The sequence below is a fragment of the Agromyces luteolus genome, from assembly GCF_009729855.1.
Taxonomy (GTDB): domain Bacteria; phylum Actinomycetota; class Actinomycetes; order Actinomycetales; family Microbacteriaceae; genus Agromyces; species Agromyces luteolus.
The window spans coordinates 118,527-144,515 of record NZ_WODA01000006.1 but is presented as its reverse complement, the minus strand read 5'-3'; the positions used below and the strand labels follow the sequence as shown (position 1 = coordinate 144,515).

Annotated in this window: 22 protein-coding genes; 7 read left to right on the top strand and 15 right to left on the bottom strand. The window is 72.4% G+C overall.

Annotated elements, in window-relative coordinates:
- Positions 1–101 precede the first annotated feature (101 nt).
- A complete protein-coding gene (locus tag GLX25_RS04285; RefSeq protein WP_155840955.1) occupies positions 102–1,661 on the top strand; it encodes a carboxylesterase/lipase family protein in 1,560 nt (519 codons plus the stop codon).
- A gap of 16 nt (positions 1,662–1,677) precedes the next feature.
- Here GLX25_RS04285 and GLX25_RS04280 read toward each other — a convergent pair whose 3' ends face one another.
- Positions 1,678–2,346, bottom strand: coding sequence for a response regulator (locus tag GLX25_RS04280; protein ID WP_155840954.1), 669 nt, complete (start codon positions 2,344–2,346; stop codon positions 1,678–1,680).
- The gene (locus GLX25_RS04275; protein ID WP_155840953.1) at positions 2,343–3,725 is read right to left on the bottom strand and encodes a histidine kinase; all 1,383 of its coding nucleotides are present in this window, start codon (positions 3,723–3,725) and stop codon (positions 2,343–2,345) included. The genes GLX25_RS04280 and GLX25_RS04275 overlap by 4 nt, the downstream gene beginning before the upstream one ends.
- Positions 3,726–3,884: 159 nt before the next feature.
- Here GLX25_RS04275 and GLX25_RS04270 point away from each other — a divergent pair, with 159 nt between their 5' ends.
- On the top strand, positions 3,885–5,411 hold the full coding sequence (locus tag GLX25_RS04270; RefSeq protein WP_166548435.1) for a TRAP transporter substrate-binding protein: 1,527 nt from the start codon (positions 3,885–3,887) through the stop codon (positions 5,409–5,411).
- Here GLX25_RS04270 and GLX25_RS04265 read toward each other — a convergent pair.
- Positions 5,365–6,975, bottom strand: a complete 1,611-nt coding sequence (locus GLX25_RS04265) for a sensor histidine kinase (RefSeq protein ID WP_155840951.1) — start codon at positions 6,973–6,975, stop codon at positions 5,365–5,367. The two genes, GLX25_RS04270 and GLX25_RS04265, sit on opposite strands and share 47 nt — an antisense overlap.
- A 130-nt stretch (positions 6,976–7,105) precedes the next feature.
- Here GLX25_RS04265 and GLX25_RS04260 point away from each other — a divergent pair, with 130 nt between their 5' ends.
- Positions 7,106–8,155, top strand: coding sequence for a zinc-dependent alcohol dehydrogenase family protein (locus GLX25_RS04260; protein WP_155840950.1), 1,050 nt, complete (start codon positions 7,106–7,108; stop codon positions 8,153–8,155).
- Between the two features lie 112 nt (positions 8,156–8,267).
- Here the strand turns inward: GLX25_RS04260 and GLX25_RS04255 are convergent, their stop codons facing one another.
- The 6 genes from GLX25_RS04255 to GLX25_RS04230 form a co-directional block, all read right to left on the bottom strand.
- On the bottom strand, positions 8,268–8,855 hold the full coding sequence (locus GLX25_RS04255; protein WP_155840949.1) for a nitroreductase family protein: 588 nt from the start codon (positions 8,853–8,855) through the stop codon (positions 8,268–8,270).
- Between the two features lie 119 nt (positions 8,856–8,974).
- Positions 8,975–10,066, bottom strand: coding sequence for a threonine aldolase family protein (locus GLX25_RS04250; RefSeq protein ID WP_271192349.1), 1,092 nt, complete (start codon positions 10,064–10,066; stop codon positions 8,975–8,977).
- 45 nt (positions 10,067–10,111) lie between these two features.
- A complete protein-coding gene (locus GLX25_RS04245) occupies positions 10,112–11,218 on the bottom strand; it encodes an ABC transporter permease (protein ID WP_155840948.1) in 1,107 nt (368 codons plus the stop codon).
- Positions 11,215–12,099, bottom strand: coding sequence for an ABC transporter ATP-binding protein (locus tag GLX25_RS04240; RefSeq protein ID WP_155840947.1), 885 nt, complete (start codon positions 12,097–12,099; stop codon positions 11,215–11,217). Before GLX25_RS04240 ends, GLX25_RS04245 begins: the two co-directional genes overlap by 4 nt.
- Before the next feature lie 108 nt (positions 12,100–12,207).
- Positions 12,208–12,996: a response regulator gene (locus tag GLX25_RS04235; RefSeq protein WP_166548434.1), complete on the bottom strand. Its 789-nt coding sequence runs from the start codon at positions 12,994–12,996 to the stop codon at positions 12,208–12,210.
- A complete protein-coding gene (locus GLX25_RS04230) occupies positions 12,993–14,330 on the bottom strand; it encodes a sensor histidine kinase (RefSeq protein ID WP_155840946.1) in 1,338 nt (445 codons plus the stop codon). Before GLX25_RS04230 ends, GLX25_RS04235 begins: the two co-directional genes overlap by 4 nt.
- Positions 14,331–14,504: 174 nt before the next feature.
- Here GLX25_RS04230 and GLX25_RS04225 point away from each other — a divergent pair, with 174 nt between their 5' ends.
- Positions 14,505–15,860: an MFS transporter gene (locus GLX25_RS04225; RefSeq protein WP_155841166.1), complete on the top strand. Its 1,356-nt coding sequence runs from the start codon at positions 14,505–14,507 to the stop codon at positions 15,858–15,860.
- Between the two features lie 5 nt (positions 15,861–15,865).
- On the opposite strand, the gene GLX25_RS04220 is transcribed toward GLX25_RS04225, so the two are convergent.
- Genes GLX25_RS04220 through GLX25_RS04210 form a run of 3 tightly spaced genes read right to left on the bottom strand, consistent with a single transcriptional unit; the run spans position 15,866 to position 17,222 of the window.
- A complete protein-coding gene (locus GLX25_RS04220; protein ID WP_155840945.1) occupies positions 15,866–16,426 on the bottom strand; it encodes a dihydrofolate reductase family protein in 561 nt (186 codons plus the stop codon).
- The gene (locus GLX25_RS04215) at positions 16,426–16,887 is read right to left on the bottom strand and encodes an SRPBCC family protein (protein WP_155840944.1); all 462 of its coding nucleotides are present in this window, start codon (positions 16,885–16,887) and stop codon (positions 16,426–16,428) included. The genes GLX25_RS04220 and GLX25_RS04215 overlap by 1 nt, the downstream gene beginning before the upstream one ends.
- Positions 16,884–17,222, bottom strand: coding sequence for an ArsR/SmtB family transcription factor (locus GLX25_RS04210; RefSeq protein ID WP_155840943.1), 339 nt, complete (start codon positions 17,220–17,222; stop codon positions 16,884–16,886). Before GLX25_RS04210 ends, GLX25_RS04215 begins: the two co-directional genes overlap by 4 nt.
- 245 nt (positions 17,223–17,467) lie before the next feature.
- Between GLX25_RS04210 and GLX25_RS04205 the strand changes: the two genes are divergently transcribed.
- From GLX25_RS04205 to GLX25_RS04195, 3 genes are all read left to right on the top strand, one after another.
- On the top strand, positions 17,468–18,487 hold the full coding sequence (locus tag GLX25_RS04205; RefSeq protein ID WP_155840942.1) for an extracellular solute-binding protein: 1,020 nt from the start codon (positions 17,468–17,470) through the stop codon (positions 18,485–18,487).
- Between the two features lie 73 nt (positions 18,488–18,560).
- The gene (locus GLX25_RS04200; RefSeq protein WP_155840941.1) at positions 18,561–20,168 is read left to right on the top strand and encodes an ABC transporter permease; all 1,608 of its coding nucleotides are present in this window, start codon (positions 18,561–18,563) and stop codon (positions 20,166–20,168) included.
- Positions 20,165–21,265 carry an ABC transporter ATP-binding protein gene (locus tag GLX25_RS04195; protein WP_155840940.1) on the top strand — a complete coding sequence of 367 codons (1,101 nt, stop codon included), beginning with the start codon at positions 20,165–20,167 and terminating at the stop codon, positions 21,263–21,265. The genes GLX25_RS04200 and GLX25_RS04195 overlap by 4 nt, the downstream gene beginning before the upstream one ends.
- Positions 21,266–21,267: 2 nt before the next feature.
- Here GLX25_RS04195 and GLX25_RS04190 read toward each other — a convergent pair whose 3' ends face one another.
- From GLX25_RS04190 to GLX25_RS04180, 3 genes are all read right to left on the bottom strand, one after another.
- A complete protein-coding gene (locus GLX25_RS04190) occupies positions 21,268–21,660 on the bottom strand; it encodes a phage holin family protein (RefSeq protein ID WP_155840939.1) in 393 nt (130 codons plus the stop codon).
- Positions 21,661–21,861: 201 nt separating this feature from the next.
- Entirely contained in the window at positions 21,862–24,624 is a 2,763-nt protein-coding gene (locus GLX25_RS04185; protein WP_155840938.1) for a PQQ-dependent sugar dehydrogenase, read from the bottom strand.
- 101 nt (positions 24,625–24,725) lie between these two features.
- Entirely contained in the window at positions 24,726–25,868 is a 1,143-nt protein-coding gene (locus GLX25_RS04180; protein WP_155840937.1) for a sugar phosphate isomerase/epimerase family protein, read from the bottom strand.
- Positions 25,869–25,989 lie beyond the last annotated feature (121 nt).

Sequence of the window (25,989 nt, the reverse complement as noted above, 5' to 3'; positions counted from 1 at the left end):
GCAGTCTGCCCGATCCCGCCGACACCGCACGAGCCTGCGATGCGACGGAGGCCGCGGCATCCGCCACCGCCCGTTCACCCGGGCGACCTACGGTCGTGGTCATGTCGGTGGGGGCGCGGGCGGACCGGTCGATGATCGTCGAGTTCGACGGCGGTGCGATCCGAGGACGGCGCAGGCGCGGGACGCGGCAGTGGCGCGGCATCCCCTACGCCGCGGCGCCGGTCGGCGACCTGCGATTCCGGGCGTCCGCGGCACCCGCGCCGTGGGGCGGCATCCGCGACGCCGCCGCCTTCGGGCCCGTGGCGCCCCAGCACCGGCGGGGGCAGTTCCTGGGCGCGGAGGAGCACCTCGAGCGCAGCGAGGACTGCCTGCACCTGAACGTCACCGCGCCGGACGCCGACGGCGAGGACGGCGGGCTCCGCCCGGTCATGGTGTTCGTGCACGGCGGCGCCTACAGCGTCGGCTCGGCCGCCGAGTACCCGAGGCAGGGCGAGCGGATGGCACGGGAGCACGGCGTCGTCTACGTCGGCATCGACTACCGGCTCGGCGCGCTCGGCTGGCTCGACTTCCGCGCGTACTCGCGCCCGGGGCATCCGTTCGAGGTGAACCTGGGACTGCGCGACCAGGTCGCGGCGCTCGAGTGGGTGCGCCGCAACATCCGCGCCTTCGGCGGCGATCCCGACCGCGTCACGCTCTTCGGCGAGTCGTCAGGCGGCAACTCGGTGACGACGCTGCTCACGGTGCCCGCGGCCGAGGGGCTCTTCTCGCGCGCGATCGCGCAGAGCTCGCCCGCGAACGCCGTCTACGCGCCGGAGATCGCGCAGAAGTGGGCGGCCGAGTACGTGCGGATCCTCGCCCGACTCGTCGACGACGACGACCTCGACAGCGAGGCGCCCGAGGATGCCGCGGCCATGCTGCGCTCGACCGATCCGATGCGCCTGGCCGACGCGACGACCGAGCTCACCGTCCGCACGCCGGATGAGAATCCGGGCACGATCGCGCTCGCGCCCGTGATCGACGGCGACTTCCTGCCGCACCGACCGCTCGACGCGTTCCGCGACGGGCTCGCCCACCGCGTGCCGCTCGTCATCGGCACGAACGACCGCGAGGGCTCGCTGTTCGAGGGGCGCATCGACATCCTGCCGACCACGAAGCCGCGGATCCGCGCCATCTTCGCCAACACCGCGAAGCGCTCGCGCAAGGCGATCAAGGCGCGCTACCCCGGGTTGCCCGAGCGCCGCGCGGCCGCCGACTTCGCGGGCGACTTCACGTTCTGGTTCCCGAGCGTGAAGGTCGCCGAGCGGCACTCCCGCTACGCGCCGACCTGGTGCTACCGGTTCGACGCCGCGCCGCGCGCGGCGCGATGGCTCGGCCTCGACGCGACCCACGGCCTCGAGCTGTTCGCGCTGTTCGAGAAGTTCGACACCCCGGTCGGGGCCGGGTTGACGCTGCTCGGCGGCCGGCGCATGTTCCGCGCGGTCGGGCGGCGGATGCAGGCGCACTGGGCCGGCCTCGCGGCATCCGGCGCACCCGGCCCCGACTGGCCGCGCTACGACGAGGGCGACCGCCGGACGCTCGTGTTCGACGCCGTCGACCGCGTCGTCGCCGACCCCAGGCGGAAGAAGCGGCGCGCGTGGCAGGAGTTCGTGCCGCACGTGTGAGCGCGCACGGCGGCCGTCACCGATCGAGGTACCGGAGCACGGCCTGCACCCGCCTGTTCTGGTCCCCGGACGGCTCGAGCCCGAGCTTCTGGAACACCGACGCCGAGATCGACTCGACGGTGCGCTCGCTGATGAAGAGCGCGTGCGCGATGCCCGCGTTCGAGCGGCCCTCCGCCATCGCGGCGAGCACCTCGCGTTCGCGGGGCGTGAGCCGGTCGATGGGCGAATCGGTCGTGCCGCGCATGAGCGCGGACACGAGCGTCGGGTCGAGCACCACCTCGCCGCGGCGGACGCGGTGCATCGCGTCGATGAGCACGCCGATGTCGGACACCCGCTCCTTCAGGAGGTACGCCACGCCGCCGGACGGCTCGGCGAGCACCTCGGCGGCGGTCGCGACGTCCATGTGCTGGCTGAGCAGGATGACCGAGGTCGACGGATGGCGCTCGCGGATGGTCCGCGCCGCCACGACCCCCTCGTCGGTGAACGTCGGCGGCATGCGGATGTCGACGACCGCGATGTCGGGGTGCCGGCTCTCGACGAGCCGGAGGAGTCCTGCGGCGTCGTCGGCCTCGCCCGCGACCTCGGCGCCCGAGCCCTCGAGCAGCAGGGCGATGCCGCGGCGGATGAGCGGAGCGTCGTCGGCGAGGACGATCCTGAGCGGGATGATCCCCTGCTCCCGGGTCATGTGCTGGGACCATCCTCTCGGTCGTGCGGGCGGGGTCGGTGCGAGAGAGCGCGCAGGCGCTCGAGCGCCGTCCTGATCTGCGACTCCGCTTCGGAGAGCGCCCCGGAGTCGCCGAGCTGCCGTCGTGCGACGGCGAGGAACAGGAGGGCGCTCACGAGCCGTTGCTGCGCGCCGTCGTGGAGGTCGTGCTCGACGCGCTCGCGCTCGCGCTCGGTCGACGCGATCACGAGCCGCCGCGATTCCTCGAGCCAGCGCACTCGGGCGAGGGCGGATGCCGTCATCCGCGCGTTGCGGATGGCGAGGAGGTCGGCGGGGTCGAGGTCCGCGGCGCGCAGGGAGCGGTCGCGACGGCCGAGTGCGAGCCTGGCGATCACGCCGAGGTCGTCGGAGACCTCCGTACGGAACCCCGAGACGTCATCCACCGACGAGCCGTCGCCATCGAGCCAACCCGGCTCGTCCAGCGACGGGAACACGGCTCGCCCGGCCCCTCGCACCCGCAGCCGCTGCGCCAGCCGGCGCACGTCGGCCGTCGTGCGGATCCGATCGAGACGTTCCGCGACGACGGTCGCGCCGAGGAGCCCGGCGCCCGCGGCCAGCGCGGCCGCGCCCCACGGCCACGCACCGATGTGTCCCCACGAGGCCGCCCTGACCACCTGCCCGACCGCCATCACCGCGCCCGCTGTCACCGCCGCGATCACCGCCGGGCCCGCCGCCCCGGTGAGGCCACGGCGTCCACGGGCCACCGCACCGGCGGCGATCGCCACGCAGAGGAGCGACGCGATCGCCCCGAACGCGACGGCGACGTCCGAGCCGACGAGTCCCGACATCGGACCGGCCACGTCGGGGCACCGGCGAAGACACGAGGCTTCGTCGATCGGGTCGACCGTGATGACGATGAACGCCGCCGCCGCCGATGCGACACCCCAGAGCACGGCGCGGACGGACCGACCACCGAGTCCCGCGTACTCCATCGTCACGACCGCGGCAGCGGCGACCGTCAGCGGCGCCAGCCCGATCCCGACGGTGGTCGCGACCGCGGGCGCGACGGATGCCCCGGCGAGCACGGGCACTCCGATGCCGACCGTCGCGACCGCGCAGGCGCCGGCCAGGACGGGGCGTCGTGCCGACAGCCACGCCCCGCCCACGAGGAGCGCGATCGCGAGCGATTCGGCCCAGGCCACGAGCGGCTCACGGGCGACCAGCCGATCGGATCGCATCGCGTAGAGCAGGACGCCGGTCGCGGCGGTCGCGGCGACCGCGCTCGCCACGGCGGCCGCGATCAGGCCGGATGCGGCCGGAGCTCGTCGCGGCGACGCATCGTCGGATGGATCGGTCCGAGGACCGTCCCAGGGGTCGCGGACCCCCGACCGTGCGGTCATGGTGCGATCGTAGCGATCGGCGTCGTGCGAGGGTTCCGTGTTTTCCCCGGCCGGAGACCGCGCCGGCACGGTGCCCGCCCGCCGGATCGGTGGCGAGTCTCGACGCATCGGGTCCAGAATCGGGGAGGGGTGGTCATGATGCGGATCACGAGAGCCACCATGTTGGTCGCCGTCGCTGCGGTCGCGTTCACCGCCGGGTGCGCGACCGGTGCGGATCGCACCGGATCGTCGACGCTCACGCTCAGGATCGCGACGATCGACGGGGAGGTGAACCCCACGGGGCAGCTCGTCGGCGTCTCGGCGTTCATGGACGCGCTCGAGGCGGAGAGCGGCGGCGCCATCGAGGTGGTCCTCGAGACCGGGTACGGGGACGGGGGTCCCGAGGCGGAGGCCGACCTCGTCCAGGCCGTGGTCGACGGGGATGTCGACCTCGCCTGGCCCGCGACGCGCGCGTTCGCGGCCGCGGGCATCGACGGTCTGCGTGCCGTCGAGGCACCGCTGCAGCTGATGAGCTACGACGCGCAGCGCGCGCTCATCGAGGGGGAGGCCCCGAAGATGATCGCGGAGCGACTCGACGAGGCCGGACTGGAGTCGCTGGGCCTGCTGATCGGACCGCTTCGTCGCCCCTTCTCGGCCGAGGGCCCGCTTCTCGAGCCGGCGGACTGGGACGGGGTGCGGTTCCGCGTGTTCAACTCTCCCGTGCAGCAGCTCGCCGTCGAGTCCTTCGGGGGTCGCGCGGTCGTGGCCGGCGCGAACTGGTCCGATCAGCTTCGTGCAGGCGGGTTGGACGGGGCGGAGTTCGACATCCGGCACTACCAGCAGATCGGCCTGACCACGGAGGCTCCGTGGGTCGCCGCCGATGTCGTGCTCTGGCCGAAGGTGCTCGTCCTGTCCATGAATCGGGCGAAGCTCGAGTCGCTGCCGGACGAGCAGCGGGAATGGATCGAATCGGCGGCGAGACTCGCCGTCGAGGAATCGATGTCGGGCGACTACGACGAATCGGTCGCGACGGAGGAACTCTGCGAGAACGATGTCAGGTTCGTCCTCGCCGGCGACGCGTCGATCGACGCCTTGCGTGCGGAAGCGGCTCCGGTCCTCGATGGACTCGCGAACGACCCGGACGAGGCGGAACTGCTCGAGGTCGTCCTCTCGGTGGCCGAACGGCACCCTGAGGTCTACACCCCGACGATCCCCGAGGGCTGCGACGACCCGAGCGCCCTGGAGCCGACGGCCGAGCAGCGCGATGCCGCCCTGCCGCCGGACGGTCGCTACCGCGTCGAGGTGACCGCGGACGAGGTGCGGAACGCGAAGCTCTCCGCGGAGCCCGGCTACCCGGGAACCTGGACCCTGGACATCCTCGACGGCACGTACGCCTTCCGGTGCCAGGTCCTGTCCGACCCCGACGACGACTGCGGGAACGCGCAGCTGCCCGCGGATCACGTCCTCGAGGCGGGGCGGCTCGTGGCGAACGGTGACGGCGTCGTGACCTTCGTCTACGACGAGGAGGTGCATGGCCGCTACGTGGAGTGCCCGGCGGACTGCTTCCGGACCGCCGATGTCATCGCAGCGTGGCACCTCGATGGCGACTCGCTCGTCTTCGGCGACGTCGACGGACGGCGGCCGATCAACGGGCTCCTGATCATCGAGCCGTGGATGCGGATCGGCGACGCGGAACCTCCGCGGTGACCCGCGTGCCCTCGCCGGGCGGACTCTCGATCTCGAGCCGCCCGGCGAGTGCTTCGACGCGGCGCCGGATGGACGGCATGCCCGCCGGATCGGCCCCACCCCGACCGTCGTCGACGACCTCCAGCCGAACCGTCTCCTCGACGCGGCTCAGCCGGATCCCGATCCGAGCGGCGCGGGCGTGCTTCATCGCGTTGGAGACGGCTTCGGAGGCGATGAAGTAGAGCGCGGTCTCCGTTGCGGGATCAGCGGTGGCGTCCGCCTCGGCGGCGACGTCGATCGCCGGGACCCCGGTTCGGGCGAGTGCGCGCAACTCGGCTGCGAGTCGGCCGTCGCCGAGATCGCGCGCTCGCGCCGCGTCGATCACGCCGAGCAGGTCGCGCTCTGCGAGGCGCACCTCCTCGACCGCGATCGCAAGGGGATCGGCCGGCACCTCCCCGTCGACTGCCGGACGAGGCTCCGGCTGGACCCGATCGATGAGTCGGAACCCGCGACGCAGCGGCGCCAGCACCTCTCGGTCGACCTCGGAGGCCACGGCCAGCCGGCCGACCTGCGCGGCCTCCAGCAGGTCGGCGCGCGTGCGCGCGACCTCGCGGCGCTGCGCCTCCAACTGCGCCTGGAGCCGGTCGTGGTCGTTCGCGAGGCGCACCGCATCGGCCACGGCGCGCGCGAGCACGGGTTCGTCGAGGGAGCCCGGGCGGTGGAGGATCCGGGCGATCGGAGCGCCGGCCCGGTCGGCGATCTCGGTCGTGGCGCGGCCCCGCGACTCGCGACCGTCGAGGGCGTCCGTCACGATCGCATCGTGCTCGGAGGGAACGATCAGCTGCAGGCGATCGTCGCGCAACGTGGCCCGGAGCACGCCCTCGAGACCGCGCAGCCCGGTGGCGTCGCCGGCGGACGCGGCGCTTTCGCGAAGTCGGGCGATGCGTCGCCGTTCGGAGAGCGCACCGCCCACGATCAGGCCCGCGCAGGCGATCAGCACCGCCGCGTATGCCACGAGCGCCGCCCTCGGATCGATGCCTCCGATCCGCGCCTGCGCGGCCCAGGCTCCCCCCAACGCGAGAGCGACGAGGGCCGACGCGGCCGCCGAGGCGGCGGCCATCCGACGTCGGACGCCAGGACTCCGCTGGAACGACGACCACGCCGCGATCCCGCCGAACACCACGGCCGACGCCGGCGCGGGCAGAACGCCGGAGCCGAGTGCGACGCCGAGCGCACCGATGCCGGCGAGCGCCCACGGCCCGTGCCATCCGCCTGCCGCGGCCACGAACAGCCATGCGAGGCCGGCCTGATGCGCAGTGGCGGCACCTGGGAGGAAGGTCCCCGCCGCCCAGAGCAACGCTGTGGTCGCTGCCGCGAACCGAACCTCCACGCCGACCGGGATGACCAGTGCGACGGAGGCGTAGGAGATGCCGACGAGGAGTTCGGCGCCCGTGAGCAGGACGTCGGCCGTCTCCGCCCAGACCGTCGCCGCCGCCGGCACGGCGGCGATCGCGGCGACCACCGCGAGGGCGGTCACCACGATTCCGAGGACCTCGTCAAGCGACCGTCGCGGTGCGGCTCGCACGGGCCGATTCTCCCAGCCCGAACCGTCCGCCGCACTCGGCGGACCGAACAGGCCGGATGAGTTCGCGAGGCGTCGTGGGGCTTGGGCGGCCGCCGGGCCATCCGTTCTGCACGGGCGTAGGCTCGCGTGCATGCTCGCCACCGTGATCCACGCCGCCCGAGACATCCGCGTCGAAGAGGTGCCCGACCCCGAACTCTCGACCGGTGGCGACGCGATCGTGCGCGTCGTCGCCGCGTGCGTGTGCGGTTCCGACCTGTGGCCGTACCGCGGCGTGACGCCGACGCACGCGCCCCACCGGATCGGGCACGAGTTCGTCGGCGTCGTGGAGGCCGTCGGCCCCGAGGTCACGGTCGTGAATCCCGGCGACTTCGTGATCGCGCCGTTCTACGTGTGCGACGGAACCTGCGCGAACTGCCGCAACGGGGTCAGCACCTCGTGCCTCGCGGGCAGCTGGTGGGGCGGCGACGACAAGGTCGGCGGCGTCGCCGACGGCGGCCAGGGCGAGCGCGTGCGGGTGCCGCTCGCCGACGGCACGCTGGTCGTCGTGCCCGGGCCGGTCGCCGACGATGAGGTGCCGGGCCTGCTCACGCTCTCCGACGTCATGGGCACCGGCCACCACGCCGCCGTCTCGGCGGGCGTCGGCCCGGGCGACTCGGTCGCGGTCGTGGGCGACGGCGCCGTCGGGCTCTGCGCGATCATCGCAGCGAAGCGGCTGGGTGCGACGACCATCATCGCGATGTCGCGCCACGCCGATCGGCAGGCGCTGGCCCGCGAGTTCGGGGCGACGCACGTGGTGGAGGAACGCGGCGACGAGGGCGTCGCCCGCGTGAAGGAGCTCACGGGCGGCATCGGCGCCGACCGCGTGCTCGAGTGCGTCGGCACGAAGGAGTCGATGGACCAGGCGCTCCGCTCGACGCGCCCCGGCGGCATGGTCGGCTACGTCGGCGCGCCGAACGGCGGGCCCGAGCTGCCGGTGCGCCCCATGTTCAACCGCAACGTCGGCGTGAACGGCGGCGTCGCGCCGGTGCGCGGCTACATCGAGGACTTGCTGCAGGACGTGCGCTCCGGCGCCATCCGCCCCGGCCTCGTCTTCGACCTCGAGCTGCCTCTCGCGCAGGCGGCCGAGGCCTACGCCGCGATGGACGAGCGCCGCGCGATCAAGGTGCTGCTGCGGCCGTGATCATCCCAGCCCCCGCCGAGTGATACCGAACGCGCCGAATGATACCGGCGCACCGGTCACACTCGGCGCGAGCTGCATCACTCGGCGGGAGTAGGGGAGCCGGGCGGCCCGATCAGGCCGCGGCGATGACGATCTCGTCGAGCGGCTTGCGGCTGCGCGGGGCGACCTCGCGCTCGCGGAGCGGCTCGGGGAGGGCCGACGCGTCGCCGACCTTGCCGATCGCGGTGACCGAGACGACGTCGAGGCCGGCGCGCAGGCCGAACACCTCGGCGAGGCGGGCGGCGTCGAAGCCGCCCATCTGGTGCGTGTGCAGGCCGTCGTGCTGGGCCTGGAGCGACATGTAGGCGACGGCCTGGCCGAGGTCGTACTTCGCCCACGGGCGCGGGGTGCCGGCCTCGTCGACCGTCTCAGCGACGTTCACGACGAGCGCGGCGGCCGAGTCGGCCCACGCCTGGTTGAAGCCCAGGAGCGCGTCGTGGATGGCGGTGAAGGCCTCGCTGCCGCGTCGGGCGACGATGAAGCGCCACGGCTGGACGTTGTTCGCCGACGGCGCCCAGCGGGCCGCCTCGAGCAGGGTGCGCAGGCTCTCCTCCGAGAGCTCGGCGGTGGGGTCGTACGCGCGGGGGCTCCAGCGCTCCACGAGCGGAGCGATGAGCGGGGCGTCGGTGGGGACGTGGCGCGAGGTGTCGACGAGGGTCATGGTGACGGTGCCTTCCGAATGGTTCCGATGGATCTGCCGGGACACCGTCGTCCCACTGCATTACAACGCATTGATCCTCGGAACATTCCGAGCGTGGCGCCAGGCGCTGCCCGCGCCGGTCACGCCGCCGCGCGCGCCAGTTCCTCGCGGATCCCGGCGACAAACGCGTCGATGTCGCCTTCGGTCGTGTCGAACGAGCACATCCAGCGCACCTCGTTCTTCGCGGCATCCCAGTCGTAGAACTTGAAGCCGCGCTCGCGCAGCCGGTCGGCGACGCCCGCGGGCAGCACCGCGAACACGCCGTTCGACTGGGTGGCCTGCGTGAACGACAGGCCGGGGAACTCGCCCGCGGCGATGCCGGCGTCGAGCGCGTCGCGCAGGCGTCGGGCCATGGCGTTCGAGTGCGACGCGTTGCGCAGGTACAGGTCGCCGTCGAGCAGCGCGATGAGCTGCGCCGACACGAAGCGCATCTTCGACGAGAGCTGCATGTTGAGCTTGCGCAGGTACTTCAGGCCCTCGGATGCCGCGGGGTTCAGCACCACGATGGCCTCGCCGAGCAGCGCACCGTTCTTGGTGCCGCCGAAGCTCAGCACGTCGACGCCCGCGTCGCGCGTGAAGGCGCGCAGGGGGAGGCCGAGGGATGCCGCGGCGTTCGAGATCCGCGCACCGTCCATGTGCAGCGTCATGCCGCGCTCGTGCGCGTGGTCGGCGATCGCGCGGATCTCCTCGACGGAGTACGCGGTGCCGAGCTCGGTGGTCTGCGTGATCGACACGACGAGCGGCTGCGCTCTGTGCTCGTCGCCCCAGCCCCACGCCTCGCGGTCGACGAGCTCGGGCGTGAGCTTGCCGTCGTCCGTCGGCACCGTGAGCAGCTTGATGCCGCCGACGCGTTCGGGGGCGCCGCCCTCGTCGACGTTGATGTGGGCGGTGGATGCCGCGATCACCGCGCCCCAGCGCGGGAGCATCGACTGAAGCGCCGTGACGTTCGCACCCGTTCCGTTGAAGACCGGGTAGACCTCGACTGGGTCGCCGAAGGAGCGGGCGAAGACCTCGTGCAGGTGCCCGGTGTAGTCGTCGTCGCCGTACGCGACCTGGTGGCCGCCGTTCGCGCCGGCGATCGCGGCGAGCACCTCGGGGTGCACGCCCGAGTAGTTGTCGGAGGCGAATCCGCGGAACGCGGTGTCGTGCAGGGGCTGGAACTCAGGGGTCACCGGACGATTCTCCCAGACGTGCGGGCCGGGGCCGTCACCCGCCGATCACCTCCCCAGCGCCTCGCCGAGCTTCACGCGGGAGCCCATCCGCAGCAGGGAGTTGCGGTAGATGCGCTCGCCGATGAGCACGGCGGCAGCCGTCGTCGCGAGGAGGATCGCGAGCGAGAGGATCGGCTCCCACCACTCCGTCTCGCCGAGGAAGACGCGGACGGGCATGCCGACCGGCGACGAGAAGGGCACGTAGCTCATGATCGTGAGCACCGTCGGGTCGTCGAAGAAGAAGACCACGAGGAAGTACGGGATCATCACGAGCATGGTCACCGGGGTGGTGGTCGTTCCGACGTCCTCGACCCGCGAGACCATCGAGGCCGTGCCGGCGTAGAGCGCGGCGAGCATGATGAAGCCGACGACGAAGAAGATCGCGAACCACGCGATGGACGGCCCGAGGCCGCCGAGCAGCACGCGCTCGCCGGTCGCGGCGAGACCCAGCAGGGCGAGGACCGCGATCGCGACGATCTGGCCGAGCGCCATCAGGCTGTTCCCGACGATCTTGCCCGTGAGCAGCGCGCGAGCCGAGACGGTGGACAGCAGGATCTCGACGATCCGGGTCTGCTTCTCCTCGACGACCGAGGAGGCGATCGTGGTGCCGAACGTGAGGGCGGACATGAAGAACACGATGCCGAAGCCGAATGCGACCAGGCGCGCGAGCGTCGAGTCCACGGCGGCGGGCTCGAGCACTTCGACCGCCGGGGCGATCGACAGCGCCGACACGACCGAACCGGGCGTCGCATCCAGTCCGATGACGGTCAGCCCGACGCCGGGCCCGTCCGAGGGGACGACGACGGCGTGGACGTCGCCGTCGCGCAGCATCGCCTCGCCCTCGGCGCGATCGGCCACCGCGACCGGGTCGAGCCCGGAGACGCCGTCGGTCGCGGCCGCGGCACCGCCGACGACGGCGATCCGGGTGTCGTCGTCCCCGCCGAGCACGCTCGGCAGGATCACCGATGCCAGCACCCCGAGCATGAGGACGGCTGTCGAGACGAGGAAGGCCTTCGAACGCAGGCGCGACGTGATCTCGCGTCCGGCGACGAGGCCCACGGTGCGGACGAAGGTGGGGGTGTCGCGGTCTGCGACCGCTGCGTCGAGCGTCATCGGACGACCTCCTTGAAGATCTGGGCGAGCGTCGTCTGCTCGCGCGCGAACGTGACGACCTCGCCGCGCGAGACCGCCTCCGCCAGGACGGACTGCCGTGCCGCCTCGGACTCCGACTCGAACAGGGCCCATCCCCCGTCGAACCGGATCACCCGGATGCCGGGGAAGTCCCGCACCCAGCCCGCGTCCCCGGACAGCAGCAGCTCCCACCGCTCGGCGCCGTGCTGGTCGCGGAGCTCCTCGCGGGAACCTGCGGCGCGGATGCGGCCGTCGGCGATCACGACGAGGTCGTCGCACAGCCGCTCGACGACGTCGAGCTGGTGCGACGAGAACAACACGGGCGCACCCGACCGTGCCGCGTCGGTCAGCACGGCCTGGACGATCTCGACCGCCAGCGGGTCGAGGCCGGAGAACGGCTCGTCGAGCACGAGCACCTCCGGACGATGCACGAGGGCGGCGGCGATCTGCGCTCGCTGCTGGTTCCCGAGCGAGAGCGACTCGACGGTGTCGTCGACGCGTTCCTGCAGGCCCAGCCGTTCGAGCAGGTCGAGCGCGTTGCGCCGGGCGGCCGCCGGAGCCCAGCCGTGCAGGCGCGCGAGGTAGACCGTCTGCTCGAGGACGCGCATCTTCGGGTAGAGGCCGCGCTCCTCGGGCATGTAGCCGAAGCGTCGACGATCGACGTCGGTCACGGGCGACCCGTCGAGTGTGATCCGACCGCCGTCCGCGGCGAGCACCCCGAGCACGATGCGCATCGTCGTCGTCTTCCCGGCGCCGTTGCCTCCGACGAACCCCGTGAGGCGGCCCGCGCCGACGGTGAACGAGACGTCGTCGAGGGCGAGCCGATCACCGTAGCGCTTGCTGAGGTTGCTGAGTTCGAGCATGCCCTCAACGCTACGGAGGTCGAGCAGGGCACCGCATCCGCCTGGCGACGGGTCGGAGCGGGCATGGGACCGCCGCCGCCTCCGCCGCGCGGGGGAGCCGGCGGGGGTTCAGCCGATGGGTCGCACGACGCCGTGCTCGTACGCGTACACGACCGCGCGCACGCGGTCGCGCAGCCCGAGCTTCATGAGCACCTTGGACACGTGGGTCTTGACCGTCGCCTCGCCGACCACGAGCCGTGCGGCGATCTCGGCGTTCGAGATGCCCTCCGCCAGGAGCACGAGCACCTCGCGCTCCCGCTCCGTCAGCTCGTCGAGCCCCGGCGGGGACGGCGCGGGGCCGCGCCCGTCGGCGGCGGGCGGTCGCGACGGCGACGGGTGCGACCGGTCCGGGAGCGCTCCGCCCGACGGGCGAGCATCGGCATCTCCGGCGGCGCGGCGCAGCGCCGCGGCCTCGATCACGCGCCTGGTGACGTCCGGTGAGAGCAGTGCGTCCCCGCGTGCGACGACCTGCACCCCCTCGATGAGCTGCTCGGGCCGCGAGTTCTTGAGCAGGAACCCGCTCGCCCCGGCCTCGAGCGCCGCGAACAGGTAGTCCTCCCGGTCGAACGTGGTGAGCATGAGGACCGCCGGCCGCGCCGACCCGTCCCGGAGGATGCGCCGGGTCGCCTCGAGCCCGTCCATTCCGGGCATCTGGACGTCCATGCAGATCACGTCCGGCCGGACCTCCGCCGCCGCTGCCACCGCGGCCGCGCCATCGCCGGCCTCGCCGACCACCCGGATGCCCTCCTCCGAGTCGAGGATGGTCCGGAACCCCGCCCGCACGAGCGCCTGGTCGTCGACCAGGAGGACGCGGATGCCTCCCTCGCGACCACTCGCGGAGTCGCCGCCGGACGTCACGCGCCGCTCCGGTACGGCACCTGGGCGCGGACCAGGTAACCGCCTCGCGTGCGCTCCCCGAGCTCGATGGTGCCGCCCGCGGCGGCGACCCGCTCCCGCATCCCGAGCTGGCCGAGCCCGCCCGTCGTCCCGGCGCTCCCCGAGGCATCCGGTCGCCCGCGGGGGCCGACGCCGGTGTCGGCGATCTCGAGCTCGATCGCATCGTCGAGCCACCGGAGCCGCACGTCGGCGCGGGCGCCCCGGCCGGCGTGCTTGCGGACGTTCGTGAGGGCCTCCTGTGCGATGCGGTAGACCGCCAGGTCGACCATCGGCGTCACGGCCCGCGCGTCGCCGATCACCGTGAGGTCGACGGGGAGCCCGCTGCCTCGGACGTCGTCGACGAGGTGCGGCAGGTGCTCGATGCGGAGTGTGCTCGCCGCGACATCCGCCGTCGCCGCCCCGCCGCCGGGCACGTCCTCGTCCGGAGCGCGCAGCGCGGTGACCGTGCGGTGCAGCTCCTCGACCGCATCGCGGGCGCTCTGCTCGATCGATGCCAGCGCGGATGCCGCGGCGGCCCGATCCCGTTCGAGCACGCGTCGGGCCGCGCCGGCCTGCACGCCCATGACCGAGACGTGGTGCGCGACCGAATCGTGGAGCTCGCGGGCGATCCGCATCCGCTCGAGGGCGACCGCGCGTTCGCGTGATCGCTCCCGTTCCGCCGCGAGTTCCGTCGTGCGCTGCTCGAGCTCGGTGCGAGCGCGAGCGGAGCGGTGGGCGGCATCCCCGAAGTACCAAGCGCCGCCGAAGTAGAGCAGGTTCGTCAGGACGTTGATGAGCCCGTACGCCACGTACGGGGAGAGCCCGCCGTCGGCGACGCGGTCGAGCTCGGGAAGGTGGTCCTGCACCGCGGAGAAGTAGAGGAGCGTCCAGAGCAGCCAGGTGAACATCGCGAGGACGATCACGGCGCGGACGACCAGCGCCCGGACGCGGGTGCGGCTCCACGCGCCGACCGTGTAGATCGCGATGAAGAGCGCGATGTTGCAGAACAGGAGCTCGCCGACCTCGGCGATCCCTCCCGCCATGAACACCGCGGCCAGGACGACGGCGACGAGCTCGGGTGCGAGGCGCCGCGCGGCGAGGGGCAGGGTCATGCCCGCGATCCACAGCGCGGACCAGCCCCAGTGCACGCCGTCGCCGAACCCGGTCGCGCGGTAGAGGGCGACGCTCGCGGTCGCCGCGACGGCGAGCACGAGCGCGAGCACCGCGTCGGCGCGCACCTGCTCGCGCGTCGGCCGAGGCCGCACCCATTCGACCCCGTCGAGGACCGGGGGCGCGTTCGCGGTGCGCTGGAGCATGGGTCCCACCGTAGGCGTCGATCGGATCGGCGGCATCCGTCGCACGGGTGAGACGGGGGATGGCGGATGTCGGCGGGGCGACCTAGCCTCGCGAGCATGGTCGAACGAGCCGACGAGGCTGCCGAGGGCGGGGCGGCGGAATCCGCCGCCGGTGCGGAGACGCCGGCGAACGGCATGCGCACGTTCCTCCAGGTGCTCGTCAACACCGCGCTCGCCAACGTCACGACGAGCTTCCTCTGGTTCGCGCTGACGTTCTGGGTGTACCTCGAGACACGGTCGGTGCTGGCGACGGGCATCATCGGCGGCACCTACATGCTGCTCATCGCGTTCTTCGCGATGCTGTTCGGCACGATCGTCGACCGGCACCGCAAGCTCCAGGTGATGCGGTTCTCGAGCCTCGTGACGCTCGGCTCGTTCCTCGTCGCCGGCGCGATCTACCTGCTGCAGTCCGAGTCCGCGCTCGTCGACCTCGGCGGCCCATGGTTCTGGGCGTTCGCGGGGATCATCCTGTTCGGCTCGGTCGTCGAGCACATGCGCAACATCGCGCTCTCGACCACGGTGACCCTCCTCGTGCCGGTCGAACGCCACGCGAACGCGAACGGCATGGTCGGCACGGTGCAGGGTGTGGCCTTCATCGTGACGAGCGTCTTCAGCGGCCTCGCGATCGGGTTCCTCGGCATGGGGTGGACGCTGGCGATCGCGATCGCCCTGACGCTCGTGGCGCTGGTGCACCTGCTTTTCCTGCGCGTGCCGGAGGAGCAGCCCGCCCGCGACGGCGAGCGGCAGCCGATGATCGACGTCCGGGGCAGCATCGCCGCGATCCGGGTCGTGCCCGGCCTCTTCGCGCTGATCATCTTCGCGACCTTCAACAACCTCATCGGTGGCGTCTACATGGCGCTCATGGACCCGTACGGCCTCACGATCTTCCCGGTCGAGGTCTGGGGGGTCGTGCTCGGCGTCACGGCGACGGGATTCATCATCGGCGGCGCGGTGATCGCCAAGTTCGGCCTCGGCCGGAACCCGATCCGCACGATGCTCCTCGTGGTCGTCGTGATGGGCGTGCTCGGTGCGGCGTTCACGATCCGCGAGCAGTGGTGGCTGTACGCGGCGGGCATCTGGCTGTACATGTGCCTCATCCCGGTCGTCGAGGCCGCCGAGCAGACCGTGATCCAGAAGGTCGTGCCGTTCCGTCGGCAGGGCCGGGTCTTCGGCTTCGCGGCGGCGGTCGAGGCGGCGGCGGCGCCGATCACCGCGTTCCTCATCGCGCCCATCGCCGAGTTCTGGATCATCCCCTACATGGACGGGGCCTCGGGGCAGGCGACCTGGGGCTGGCTGCTCGGCGAGGGCGACGCGCGAGGCATCGCGCTCGTGTTCCTGTTCGCCGGAATCGCCACGGTGGTGCTCGCGCTGGTCGCGTTCACGACCCGCTCGTACCGGCTGCTGTCGGCGACCTACGCGGGCACGGAGTCGTCCGTGCCGGCGGAGCCCTCGGCCGACCTCGAGCGAGCCGAGGCCGAGCCGAGGGCCTGAGCCCGCTACCGCAGTCGGTAGTGCAGGCTCACATGGCCGGACGGGTGCGTGAACGCGTGGTCGAGTCCGAGCGGGCGCTCCCCGAGCGAGGCCGGCGTGAACGACCGGCCCGCCCCGATCAGCACGGGCACGATCCGCAGCCGGAGCTCGTCGACGAGTCCCGCCGCGAACAGCGCATCGGCGAGCGCGAGGCTGCCCCAGAGCACGATCGCGTCGAACCGATCCTTCAGGCGTGCGACGGAGGCCGCGCCATCCCCCCGCAGCACCTCGATCTCGCCGTCGCCCCAGGGCGCCCGTTCGAGCGAGTTCGACACGACGTGCTTCGGCAATCGGGCGATGGGTTCGGCGACCGCGTCGACGGCGGGGTCGGCGGTCGGCCAGTAGTCCGCGAACATGCGATACGTGTTCGCGCCGAGGAGGATCGCGTCGACGCCCTCGAGGAACTCGAGTTGGTCGTGGTCGGTTGCCTCGAGGCCGGGAATCGCCTCGAAGAAGCCGATCCCGCCCTCCGCATCGGCCGCGTAGCCGTCGGCCGACACGATCTGCTCGACGATGAGTCGCCCCATCAGCGGATCCTCGCCGAGAGCTGCTCGCCGAGCAGGTCGAAGGCCGAGTCCCAGCCGTCGTACACGTTCTCGTCGCCGGGTGCGCCGGGGAACCCGCGGAGGTGGAACAGCATCTCCGTGCGTTCGCCGTCGAGCTCCCTGAGGTCAACGGTGATGACGGGTGCGGTCTCGTCCGGATCGCCCGGCGAGGCCCACGTGAAGACGAGCCGCCTGGGCGGGTCGACCTCGCGGTAGACCCCGGCCGTCGGGTACTCGCTCCCGTCGACCGGGTTCACCATCGTGTACGCGTACCGCCCACCCGGTCGGGCGTCGACGGAGACGCTGCCGTCCTTGATGACGATGCCGCGCGGGTGCCACCATTCCGCCGCGTCCGCGGACTCGGTCCAGGCCTGCCAGACCAGTTCGCGGGGCGCATCGAAGATGCGGGTGATGGTGAACTGCGCGTCGGTCTGCGCGGTCATGGGGTCCCCCCTCTCATCCTGCGGAGCTGCTCGTCGAGCAGGTCGAACCGCTCGTTCCACTCGCCGCGATGGCGTTCGACCCAGTCGGACGCCTCGTCGAGCGGCTCCGTCCGCAGCGTGCAGGTGCGCCACTGCGCGGTGACGGTGCGCTCGATGAGCCCGGCGCGTTCGAGCACCGCGAGGTGCTGCGAGATCGCGGGGCGGCTCATCGCGAACGGTTCGGCGAGTTCTCCGACGGTCGCCGAACCGCGGTGCAGGCGCGAGAGCATCGCGCGCCTGGTCGGGTCGGCGAGGGCGCGGAAGACGAGGCTGAGCTCGTCCGTGCCATCCGTCATGTAAGCAACTCCTTAATTAATGATGTGCTTAACCATAAGCGGCACGGGCCGGGTCGTCAAGACCCGGCCCCTGCATGAGAATCCGGCCGATGCCCGCTCACGGGGCTCTCATGCACGGATCACTCGTCGCGGTCGTGCGCGGCCGTGACCTCCCGAGTCGAGCGCGAACGCAGGTGAGGCTAAGCTAAGTTCGCCCGCATTCGACGGGCCCTCACCTTCCACCGATCGTTGGAGCCAGTACGCCCATGCGCGCACGACGCGGAATCGTCCTCGCCGGAGCCGGCCTCGCGGCCGCGACCCTCGCCCTGACCGGCTGCACCGCGCCGGCCGACGACGCGGAGACGCTCACCGTGTACGTCGGCCGCGACGAGGGCCTCGTCGGTCCGCTCATCGAGCAGTTCGAGGAGGAGACCGGCATCACGGTCGAGGCGCGGTACGCCGCGACGCCCGAGCTCACCGCGCTGCTCCTCGAGGAGGGCGACCGCACGCCCGCCGAGGTGTTCCTCTCGCAGGACGCCGGCGCGCTCGGCGCGCTCGCCGACGCCGACCTCGTCAGCGAGATCCCGTCCGACCTCGCCGGCCTGATCCCCGACGGCTTCACGTCGCAGGACGACTCGTGGATCGGCGTCACCGGCCGCGCCCGCGTCATCGCGTACGACGGCGAGGAGCTCGCCGAGGACGACGTGCCCGACACCGTCGACGACCTGACGGGCGAGGAGTGGTCGGGCGAGGTGGCCTTCGCGCCCGGCAACGCCAGCTTCCAGTCGTTCATCACGGCCCTGCGCGTGCTCGAAGGCGAGGACGCCGCGGCCGCCTGGGTCGAGGGCATGGCCGCGAACGACCCCGAGCTCACCGAGAACAACCTCGCATCGCTCGACCTCGTGAACACCGGGCAGGCGCAGCTCGGCCTCATCAACCACTACTACTGGTTCCGCCAGGCCGCGGAGGTCGGCGCCGAGAACATGCGCGCCCAGCTGAAGTTCCTGCCGGGCGACCCGGGCGGCATCGTCAACGTCACGGGCGCCGCGATCCTGAACGGCGCGGCCGACGACGACGCCGCACGCGCGTTCGTCGAGTTCCTGGTCTCCGAGGAGGCGCAGCGGTACTTCGTCGAGGAGACCTTCGAGTACCCGCTGCTGCCGGGCGTCGACGCCCCCGAGGGCCTGCCCGCGATCGACACGCTCGTGAACCCTGGCCTCGACCTCAGCGACCTCGACTCGGTCGGCGAGTCCCAGCAGCTCCTCGCCGACAACGGCCTCATCTGATCGGCGGGCGGGCGGATGCCGCGGCCGGCGACCCGGCGGGAACCCGGCCCCGCACGCCTACGCTGGACCTGACATGACCGATCGAGTCGCGACAGCGAGCCCCCGCCGCCCGTGGGGGCTCATCGCGGCATCCCTCGTCGCGGTCGCGCTCGCCGCGATCCCGGTCATCCACCTCGTGGTGCGCGTGCTCTCGGCCGACCCGGCCGAGCTCGCCGCGGTCTTCGACCGGCCACGGATCCCGCTGCTCGTCGGCAACTCGGTGCTGCTCGCGGCATCCGTCACCCTGACCGCGGTCGCGCTCGGCGTGCCGAGCGCGTTCCTGCTCGCACGCGCCCGGCTGCGCTGGCGCGGCGCGTGGGCCGTGCTCGCTGCCCTTCCGCTCGCGATGCCCTCCTACCTCGCGGCGTACGGATGGCTCGCCTGGCAGCCGTCGATGAAGGGCTTCTGGGCCGCGTGGCTCGTGCTCAGCTTCGTCTCGGTGCCGTACGTCACGCTCCCGGTCGCCGCGGCGCTGCGGATCGGCAGCACCGGTCTCGACGACGTCGCCCGCACGCTCGGACGCGGGCCGTTCGGCTCGTTCATGCTCGGCACGTGGCCGCAGATCCGGCCGGCGGTGCTCGCGGGCGCACTGCTCGTCTGCCTCTACACGCTGAGCGACTTCGGCGGGGTCGCGCTGTTCCGCTTCCCGGTGCTCACGACCGCGATCCAGCAGGCGTACTCGGCGAGCTTCAGCCGCGACGAGGCCGCCGTGCTCGCGGTGCTGCTCGTCGGGCTCGCCCTGCTCGTCGTGCTCGGGGAGCAGGTCGCGCGCGGGCGCGCGGCACGACGCATCCAGGCCGCCCCGGCGGCAGGGCGGCGACGGATGACCCGCCTCGGGCCGTGGACCGCGCCCGGCCTGCTGCTCCTCGCGCTCGTCCCCGTGGTAGCGGTCCTCGTCCCGGTCGCGGTGCTGCTCAGCCGGGTGCTCACCGCCGAGACGCTGCAGGCGTTCGACGGCGTGAACCTCGCGCAGGCGATCGGCAACACCGTGCTGCTCTCGGCGGGCGGTGCCCTGGTGGCCGTCGCCCTCGCCCTGCCGATCGGCGTGCTCGCTGCGCGCCACCGTGGGCGGATGGTGCGGGGCATCGAGTCCGCGGGCTACCTCGCGCTCGGCCTCCCCGGCATCGTCGTCGGCCTGTCGCTCGTGTTCTTCTCGCTGAGCGTCGTGCCGGCGCTGTACCAGACGGCGCTCGTGCTCGCGTTCGGCTACGGCATCCTCTTCATGCCGAAGGCCATCGGGTCGATCCGCTCGGCGACCGGCCAGGTGCCGACCTCGCTCGAGGACGTGTCGCGCACGCTCGGCAACTCGCGTGCCCGCACGTGGTGGTCGGTCACGGCGCGCCTCGCGCGTCCCGGCATCTTCGCGGCCGCGCTGCTCGCCGCGGTCTCGGCCATGAAGGAGCTGCCCGCGACGCTCATGCTGCGCCCGACCGGCACCGACACGCTCGCCGTCGAGCTCTGGCAGCGCACCGACATCTCCGCCTACGGCGCCGCCGCGCCCTACGCGGTCGCACTGCTCCTGGTCGCCGCGGTGCCCGCGTTCCTGCTCTCCGACGCGCGCGCGGGACGCGAGGCGACCCGGGAGGCGATCGCGCCCGAGACGCGCGCCGGACGCGAGGCCGCCAGGGAGGCGATCGCATGAGCCGGTTGGAGGTGCGCGACCTGACGGTCGGCTACGAGGGCGGGCCCGTGCTGCACGCCGTCGACGTCGAGGTGCCGCACGGCGAGCTCCTCGCGATCGTCGGGCCGAGCGGATGCGGCAAGACGACCCTGCTGCGCACCATCGCGGGCCTGCTCCGCGCGCAGTCCGGCGAGATCCGCATCGGGCAGCGGATGGTGACCACGCACGGCATCCACCTCGCGCCGGAGAAGCGGCGCATCGGCTGGGTTCCGCAGGACGCAGCGCTCTTCCCCCACCTGACGGTCGCCGAGAACGTCGCGTTCGGCATGCTCGCGGGGCGCGGCTCGGCGCGGGCGGCCCGTCGCGCGGCGACGTCCGACGAGGTGCGGCGACTCCTCGACCTCGTCGACCTCGCGCCGCTCGCGCACCGCGCGCCCGGGCAGCTCTCGGGCGGGCAGGCGCAGCGCGTGGCGCTCGCCCGGGCCCTCGCGGCCGGCCCCGAGCTCGTGCTCCTCGACGAGCCGTTCGGCGCACTCGACCCGATGCTCCGCGCCGACCTCCGCGCCGCGGTGCGCGAGCTGCTCCGGGCGGAGGGCGTCACCGGCATCCTCGTCACGCACGATCAGGCCGAGGCGCTGTCGGTCGCAGATCGCGTGGCGGTCATGCGCGGCGGCGAGGTGCTGCAGCTCGGCACGCCCGAGGAGGTCTACCGCACGCCCGCGACGCCGTGGGTGGCCGGGTTCGTCGGCGACGCCGTCTTCCTCCGCGGAGTGCTCCACGGCGACGAGGTCGCGACCTCGATCGGCCGGCTGCGGGCGATGCCGGTGGCGGATGCGGCGGGGCTCGCGCCCGAGGACGGCGCCGACGTGACCGTGCTGGTGCGCCCCGAGGAGCTGCGCGTGGTGCGCGCGGACGCGGCATCCGTCGCCGGCGCCGCGGCCCTCGACGGGATCGTGACCGACGTCGAGTACACGGGGCACGATGCGATGCTCGCCCTCGCGCTCGCCGACGGCGTGAGCCTGCGGGCGCGCGTGACCGCCTCGGAGTTCGTGCCGCGCGGGACCGAGGTGCGCGTGTCGGTCGCCGGTCCGGTGCTCGCGTACCGCCCGGAGTACTGACCTCAGGGGTTCGCGCGGCGCTCCTCGACGCGGCCCTTCAACCACCAGAGCCCGAGCAGCCAGGTGCCGAGCGCCGTGATGATCCACATGATGAGCGTCGCGAGGATCCAGGTCACGATGCCGTCGACGCGGATGCCGTTCGGGAACAGCGACGCGATGAGCAGCGCGACGAAGGTCGACACGAGCCCGATGCCGCCGAGGATCGCCGAGGCGTACTGCCGGGCCATGTTGAAGATGAAGGGCGCCAGGATCGCCTGCGCGATCGTGAAGACGAGCACGGCCACGATGAACCCGGCCGCGTCGAGGTGGAAGTCCGGGAGGATCCAGGACGTGACCAGCAGGCCCACGGCCGCCGTGATGAGCGAGATCGCGATGTTGATCAGGAAGCGGATCATGGGCGAAGCGTAGACCCGAACGCGCGCTGTGCGGCAGAGCCGAACGGCCCGCCGCCGGCGGGCATGGGAACGGGCCGTGCCCTCAGGAGGACACGGCCCGATCCGTTCTTGGTGCGGCCGGCGGATCCCGCCAAGGTCGTTTCCCGACCGCACCGGCCTGGTGCGCGGCGGCGGGGACGCGCCCCGCCGCCGCGGTGGTGCCTACTGGAGGTCGGCGATCACCGCCTCGGCCGCCCGGATGATGAGCGCCGCCGCATCCGCGTCGGTGCGCACCCGCTGGGGGGTCTTGTCGACGATGAACTGCAGCCGGGCGATGGCCGTGGCCGTGTCACCGGCCTCGAGGGCCGCGTCGACCTCGGCGAGGACGTCGCCGAAGGAGGCCTCCACGCCGCGCGTGATGCTGCCGTCGGCCTTCAGCGCGGCGAGCAGAGCCCGGATGTCGTCCGTCGACGTCGTGAACACGAACTGGTCGAGGACGACCCCGCCCGTCGAGGTCACGACCACGCGACCGGTGCCTTCCGGCACGGTCACGAGCGGCACGGAGACATCCGCCCAGCCCTCGGAGTCGACCGCGAAGGTCGCGAAGGCGTCGGCATCGGCGTCACCCCAGTGCAGCGACACCTCGCCCTCACCCGAGGCGCGGACGGTGGCACCGGTGATGCCGCCGAACTCGACCGGCTGGTAGGCGATCCACTCGCCGGCGTCCAGGCCCGCCAGGTGGCGGAAGCCCTCGGCCGACTCGTCGTCGACGACCGTCACGTCGCCGCTGCGTGCGTCGTTGTGCTCGGCCTGCAGTGCGCGCGGGTTGAGCAGCGCGACGTCGTCACCCGTCAGCGCGGGAGCGGTGTCGGTGCCGGCGTCGGTGTACGACGCGCCGATCTGGGCGTAGATGTTCTCGGTCTCGCCGTGCCCGGCCTCGAGCGCCATCTCGATCGTCGCGGTGCAGCCGTTGCCCGTGAACAGCGGATGCGTGTGCGTGTTGTCGTGGCCGAGGCCGTAGCTCCACAGCACGCGGTCGCAGTCGATCGTCTCGTCGGGGTCGGTCACCTCGACCACGAACTCGATCTCGTCGCCCCAGTCGGCGAACGAGCCGTTCGCCGGGGAGACGATCTCGACGACGGGCGCGGTGTTGCCGACCGTGATCGTGACCGAGGCGAGGCTCACGCGTCCGCCTTCGTCGGTGACCCGCACGCGGGCCTGGTACTGGCCGTCCTCGGCGTACGTGTGCGACGCGGTCGCGTCACCCTCCTCGAACGTGCCCGTGCCCTCGAAGTCCCAGGCGTAGCTCAGCGCGAGCCCGTCGGGGTGCGTCGAGTCCGAGGCGTCGAAGTCGACCTCGAGCGGTCCCTCACCCGACGTGGGCGCGGCCTCGAGGATGACGCGCGGTCCCTTCGTGCCCACGACGTAGTCGACCCGGTAGAGGCCTGCGTCGGGGTTCGGGCGGAAGAAGCCGTCGCCGTAGTCGAGCACGTAGAGCGAACCGTCGGGGCCGAACTCCATGTCCATCACGTTGTCCCACGGCGGCATGCCCGCGGCGTTCAGCGAGGCGTTCGGGAGGAAGTCCTCGATCTTGGTGACGGGCCCGTCGCCCTCGTCCTGCGAGAAGACGAACACGCGGTCGCGCGAGAACTCGCCCATGAACGTCTTGTGGTTCCAGTACTCGGGGAACTTCGTCTCCGAGGGGTTCTCCTCGTCGTAGACGTAGGTCGGGCCGCCCATGGGGGCCTGGCCGCCCGAGCCGAACTCGGGCCACGGCTGGTGCTCGGGACGGTCGCCGTACCAGAGCTGCGGCTCGGTCGCCGTCGGGAGCTGGTCCAGGCCGGTGTTGTAGGCGCTCGTGTTGATGAGCGTCCCCTCGCAGTCGAACCACTCGCCCTGGGTCGCGGTCTCGAAGTCCCAGTCGTTGTAGTTCGCGTTCGGGCCGTGGCAGTACGGCCATCCGCCGTTGATCGCGGTCGTGGTCGACTGCCACTCGACGTAGCCCATCGGGCCGCGCAGGTCGCTCGCCGTGCCCGCGTCGGGGCCGTAGTCGCCCCACGTGACGGCGCCCGTGACCGTGTTGAAGTCCATGCGGAACGGGTTCCGCACGCCCATCACGAAGATCTCGGGGCGGGTCTCGGCCGTGCCCGGCGCGAAGAGGTTGCCCTCGGGGATCGTGTAGCTGCCGTCGTCCTGCACGTCGATCCGGAGGATCTTGCCGCGCAGGTCGTTGGTGTTGCCCGCACCGCGGCGCGCGTCGAAGCCGGGGTTGTAGCCGGGACGGTCGTTGTTCGGCGCGTAGCCGCTCGCGCCCGGCGTGCTGGCCGGCGTGTTGTCACCCGTCGAGAGGAGCAGGTTGCCCTCGTCGTCGAAGGCGACGTCGCCCCCGACGTGGCAGCACTGCCCGCGCTGGACCTCGACCTTGATGATGTCCTGCTTGGTCGACAGGTCGAGCGCGGATGCCTCGGCGTCCCACGTGAAGCGGCTGAGCTGGTTGTAGCCCTTCCACTGGTCCCAGTACGAGGCGTCCTGCCCGGCCGGGAGCGTGTTCGGCGCCGATCCGACCGGCGTCGTCGCCGGGTACGGCGCCTCCATCTCGCGCGGGGCGTAGTAGAGGTAGACCCAGCCGTTCTCCTCGAAGTCCGGGTCGAGGGTCACGGTCTGCAGGCCGTCCTCGGAGTTCGAGTAGACGTCGATGGTGTTGACCGTGGTCGTCGTGCCCTGTGCGGGGTCGGTGAGGCGGAGCTGGCCGTTCCGCGTCGTGTGGAGGACTCGGGAGTCGGGGAGGACCGCGAGGTCGATCGGCTCTCCGACACCCTGGGTGCCGGCGAGCCTGACGCGCTCGTAGTTGGCCCACGTCGTGGCCGAGACCTCGTCACCGTGGTCTACGCCATCGTGGGCGGCAGCGGGCCCCGCGACGATGACGGATGCCGCGACCGCGGCTCCGACCACCAGCGCCGCAAGGCGTGAACGTGCGATGTGCATGGATGTTCTCCAGTCAACGAATGGAAGGAGGTTCGGCGGGATCCATGTGGTGTCCGGGCCGCGCGGGGAGTTGGGTCACCCGCGCGGCCCGGGGTATCGCGTCAGCCGCGGAGCGCGGCGAGGTTCTTGTAGGAGGACGCGGCATTCTCGAGCGACATGGTCGGCGAGGCCATGGGCACGCTCGAGGCGTTGTCCTGCTCGTACATCGAGTTGTGGTAGCCCTTCGCCCCGATCCGCTGGAAGAACGTGGTGAAGTCGATGTCGCCCGCGCCGAACGGCACGATCGAGTAGCCGGCGGCGCTGGTGTTGCGCGCACCGTCCTTGGCGTGGAAGAGCGGGAACCGCGTGGTCTGCTCGGCCACGAGCCCCGCCGGGTCGAACCAGTCGGGGACGGTGCTGCCGTCGGCCGCCGTGTAGCTCTGGTACCGGTGCTGCGCCACGTGGGCCCAGTAGATGTCCATCTCGAGGTACACGTAGCTCGGGTCGGTGTTCTGCAGGAACCACTCGAGGCGGCGGACGCCGCTCGAGGCGGTCGGGCGGCCCATCGCGTCGAGCGGCCCGCTGTCGAGCAGGAAGTTGTACGCGGCATCGTGGTTGTGCGTGTACAGCTTCAGCCCGTGCGTCGCCGCGCGCTCGCCGAGGATGTTCCAGCGCTCGGCGGCGGCCTGCCAGTCGGCGAGGTACGCCGAGTTGGTCGGGTCGCTGCCCGTGCCGATGTGGCCGAATCCGAGGATGTTGGCGATCTCGCAGGCGGCGTCGAACTGGGCGAGCGTGGTGTCGGTGATCGAACCCGGGATGGAGCCGTGGTTGCCCTCGGCCTCGAGCCCGTTGTCGTCGAGCCACGTGCGCAGCAGCTGCGCCCCGGCGACGTTGTTCAGGTTGCCGCCCTCGGAGTTGGAGTTCTGGTTGTAGCCCGCGAACTCGATCTGCTTGTACCCCTGGCGCGCGAGCTCCTCCAGCACCTGCTTGAAGCCCGAGGGCAGGCCGGGGTTCGTCAGCGGGTTGCGGCCGATGGCGTCGCGGACCGTGTAGAGGATGATGCCCCGCTTGCCGGGCGGGACGAGCACCCCGTTGCCGCCCGCGGCCGCGGGAGCGGCGTGGGCGTGCGTGTGGCCGCCGGCGAGGCCGACGGCTGCCGCCGCTGCCATGCCGGTCGTCGCAGCGAGCAGCTGCCGCCGCGTGAGGCCGAGTCGCGTCCCGAGGATCCGGGCGTCGTGCTCGGCCTGTTCCGTCAGTTCATCCATGATGCTCCCTTGCACTGAACCGTTGTGGGGGTCGGGCGGAACGCCCGCGACGCGGGGTTGTGACCGCGCCCGGCGCGAAGCGTCACCTAGCCACTCTTCGCACCGTTGCTCGTGAGTTGGC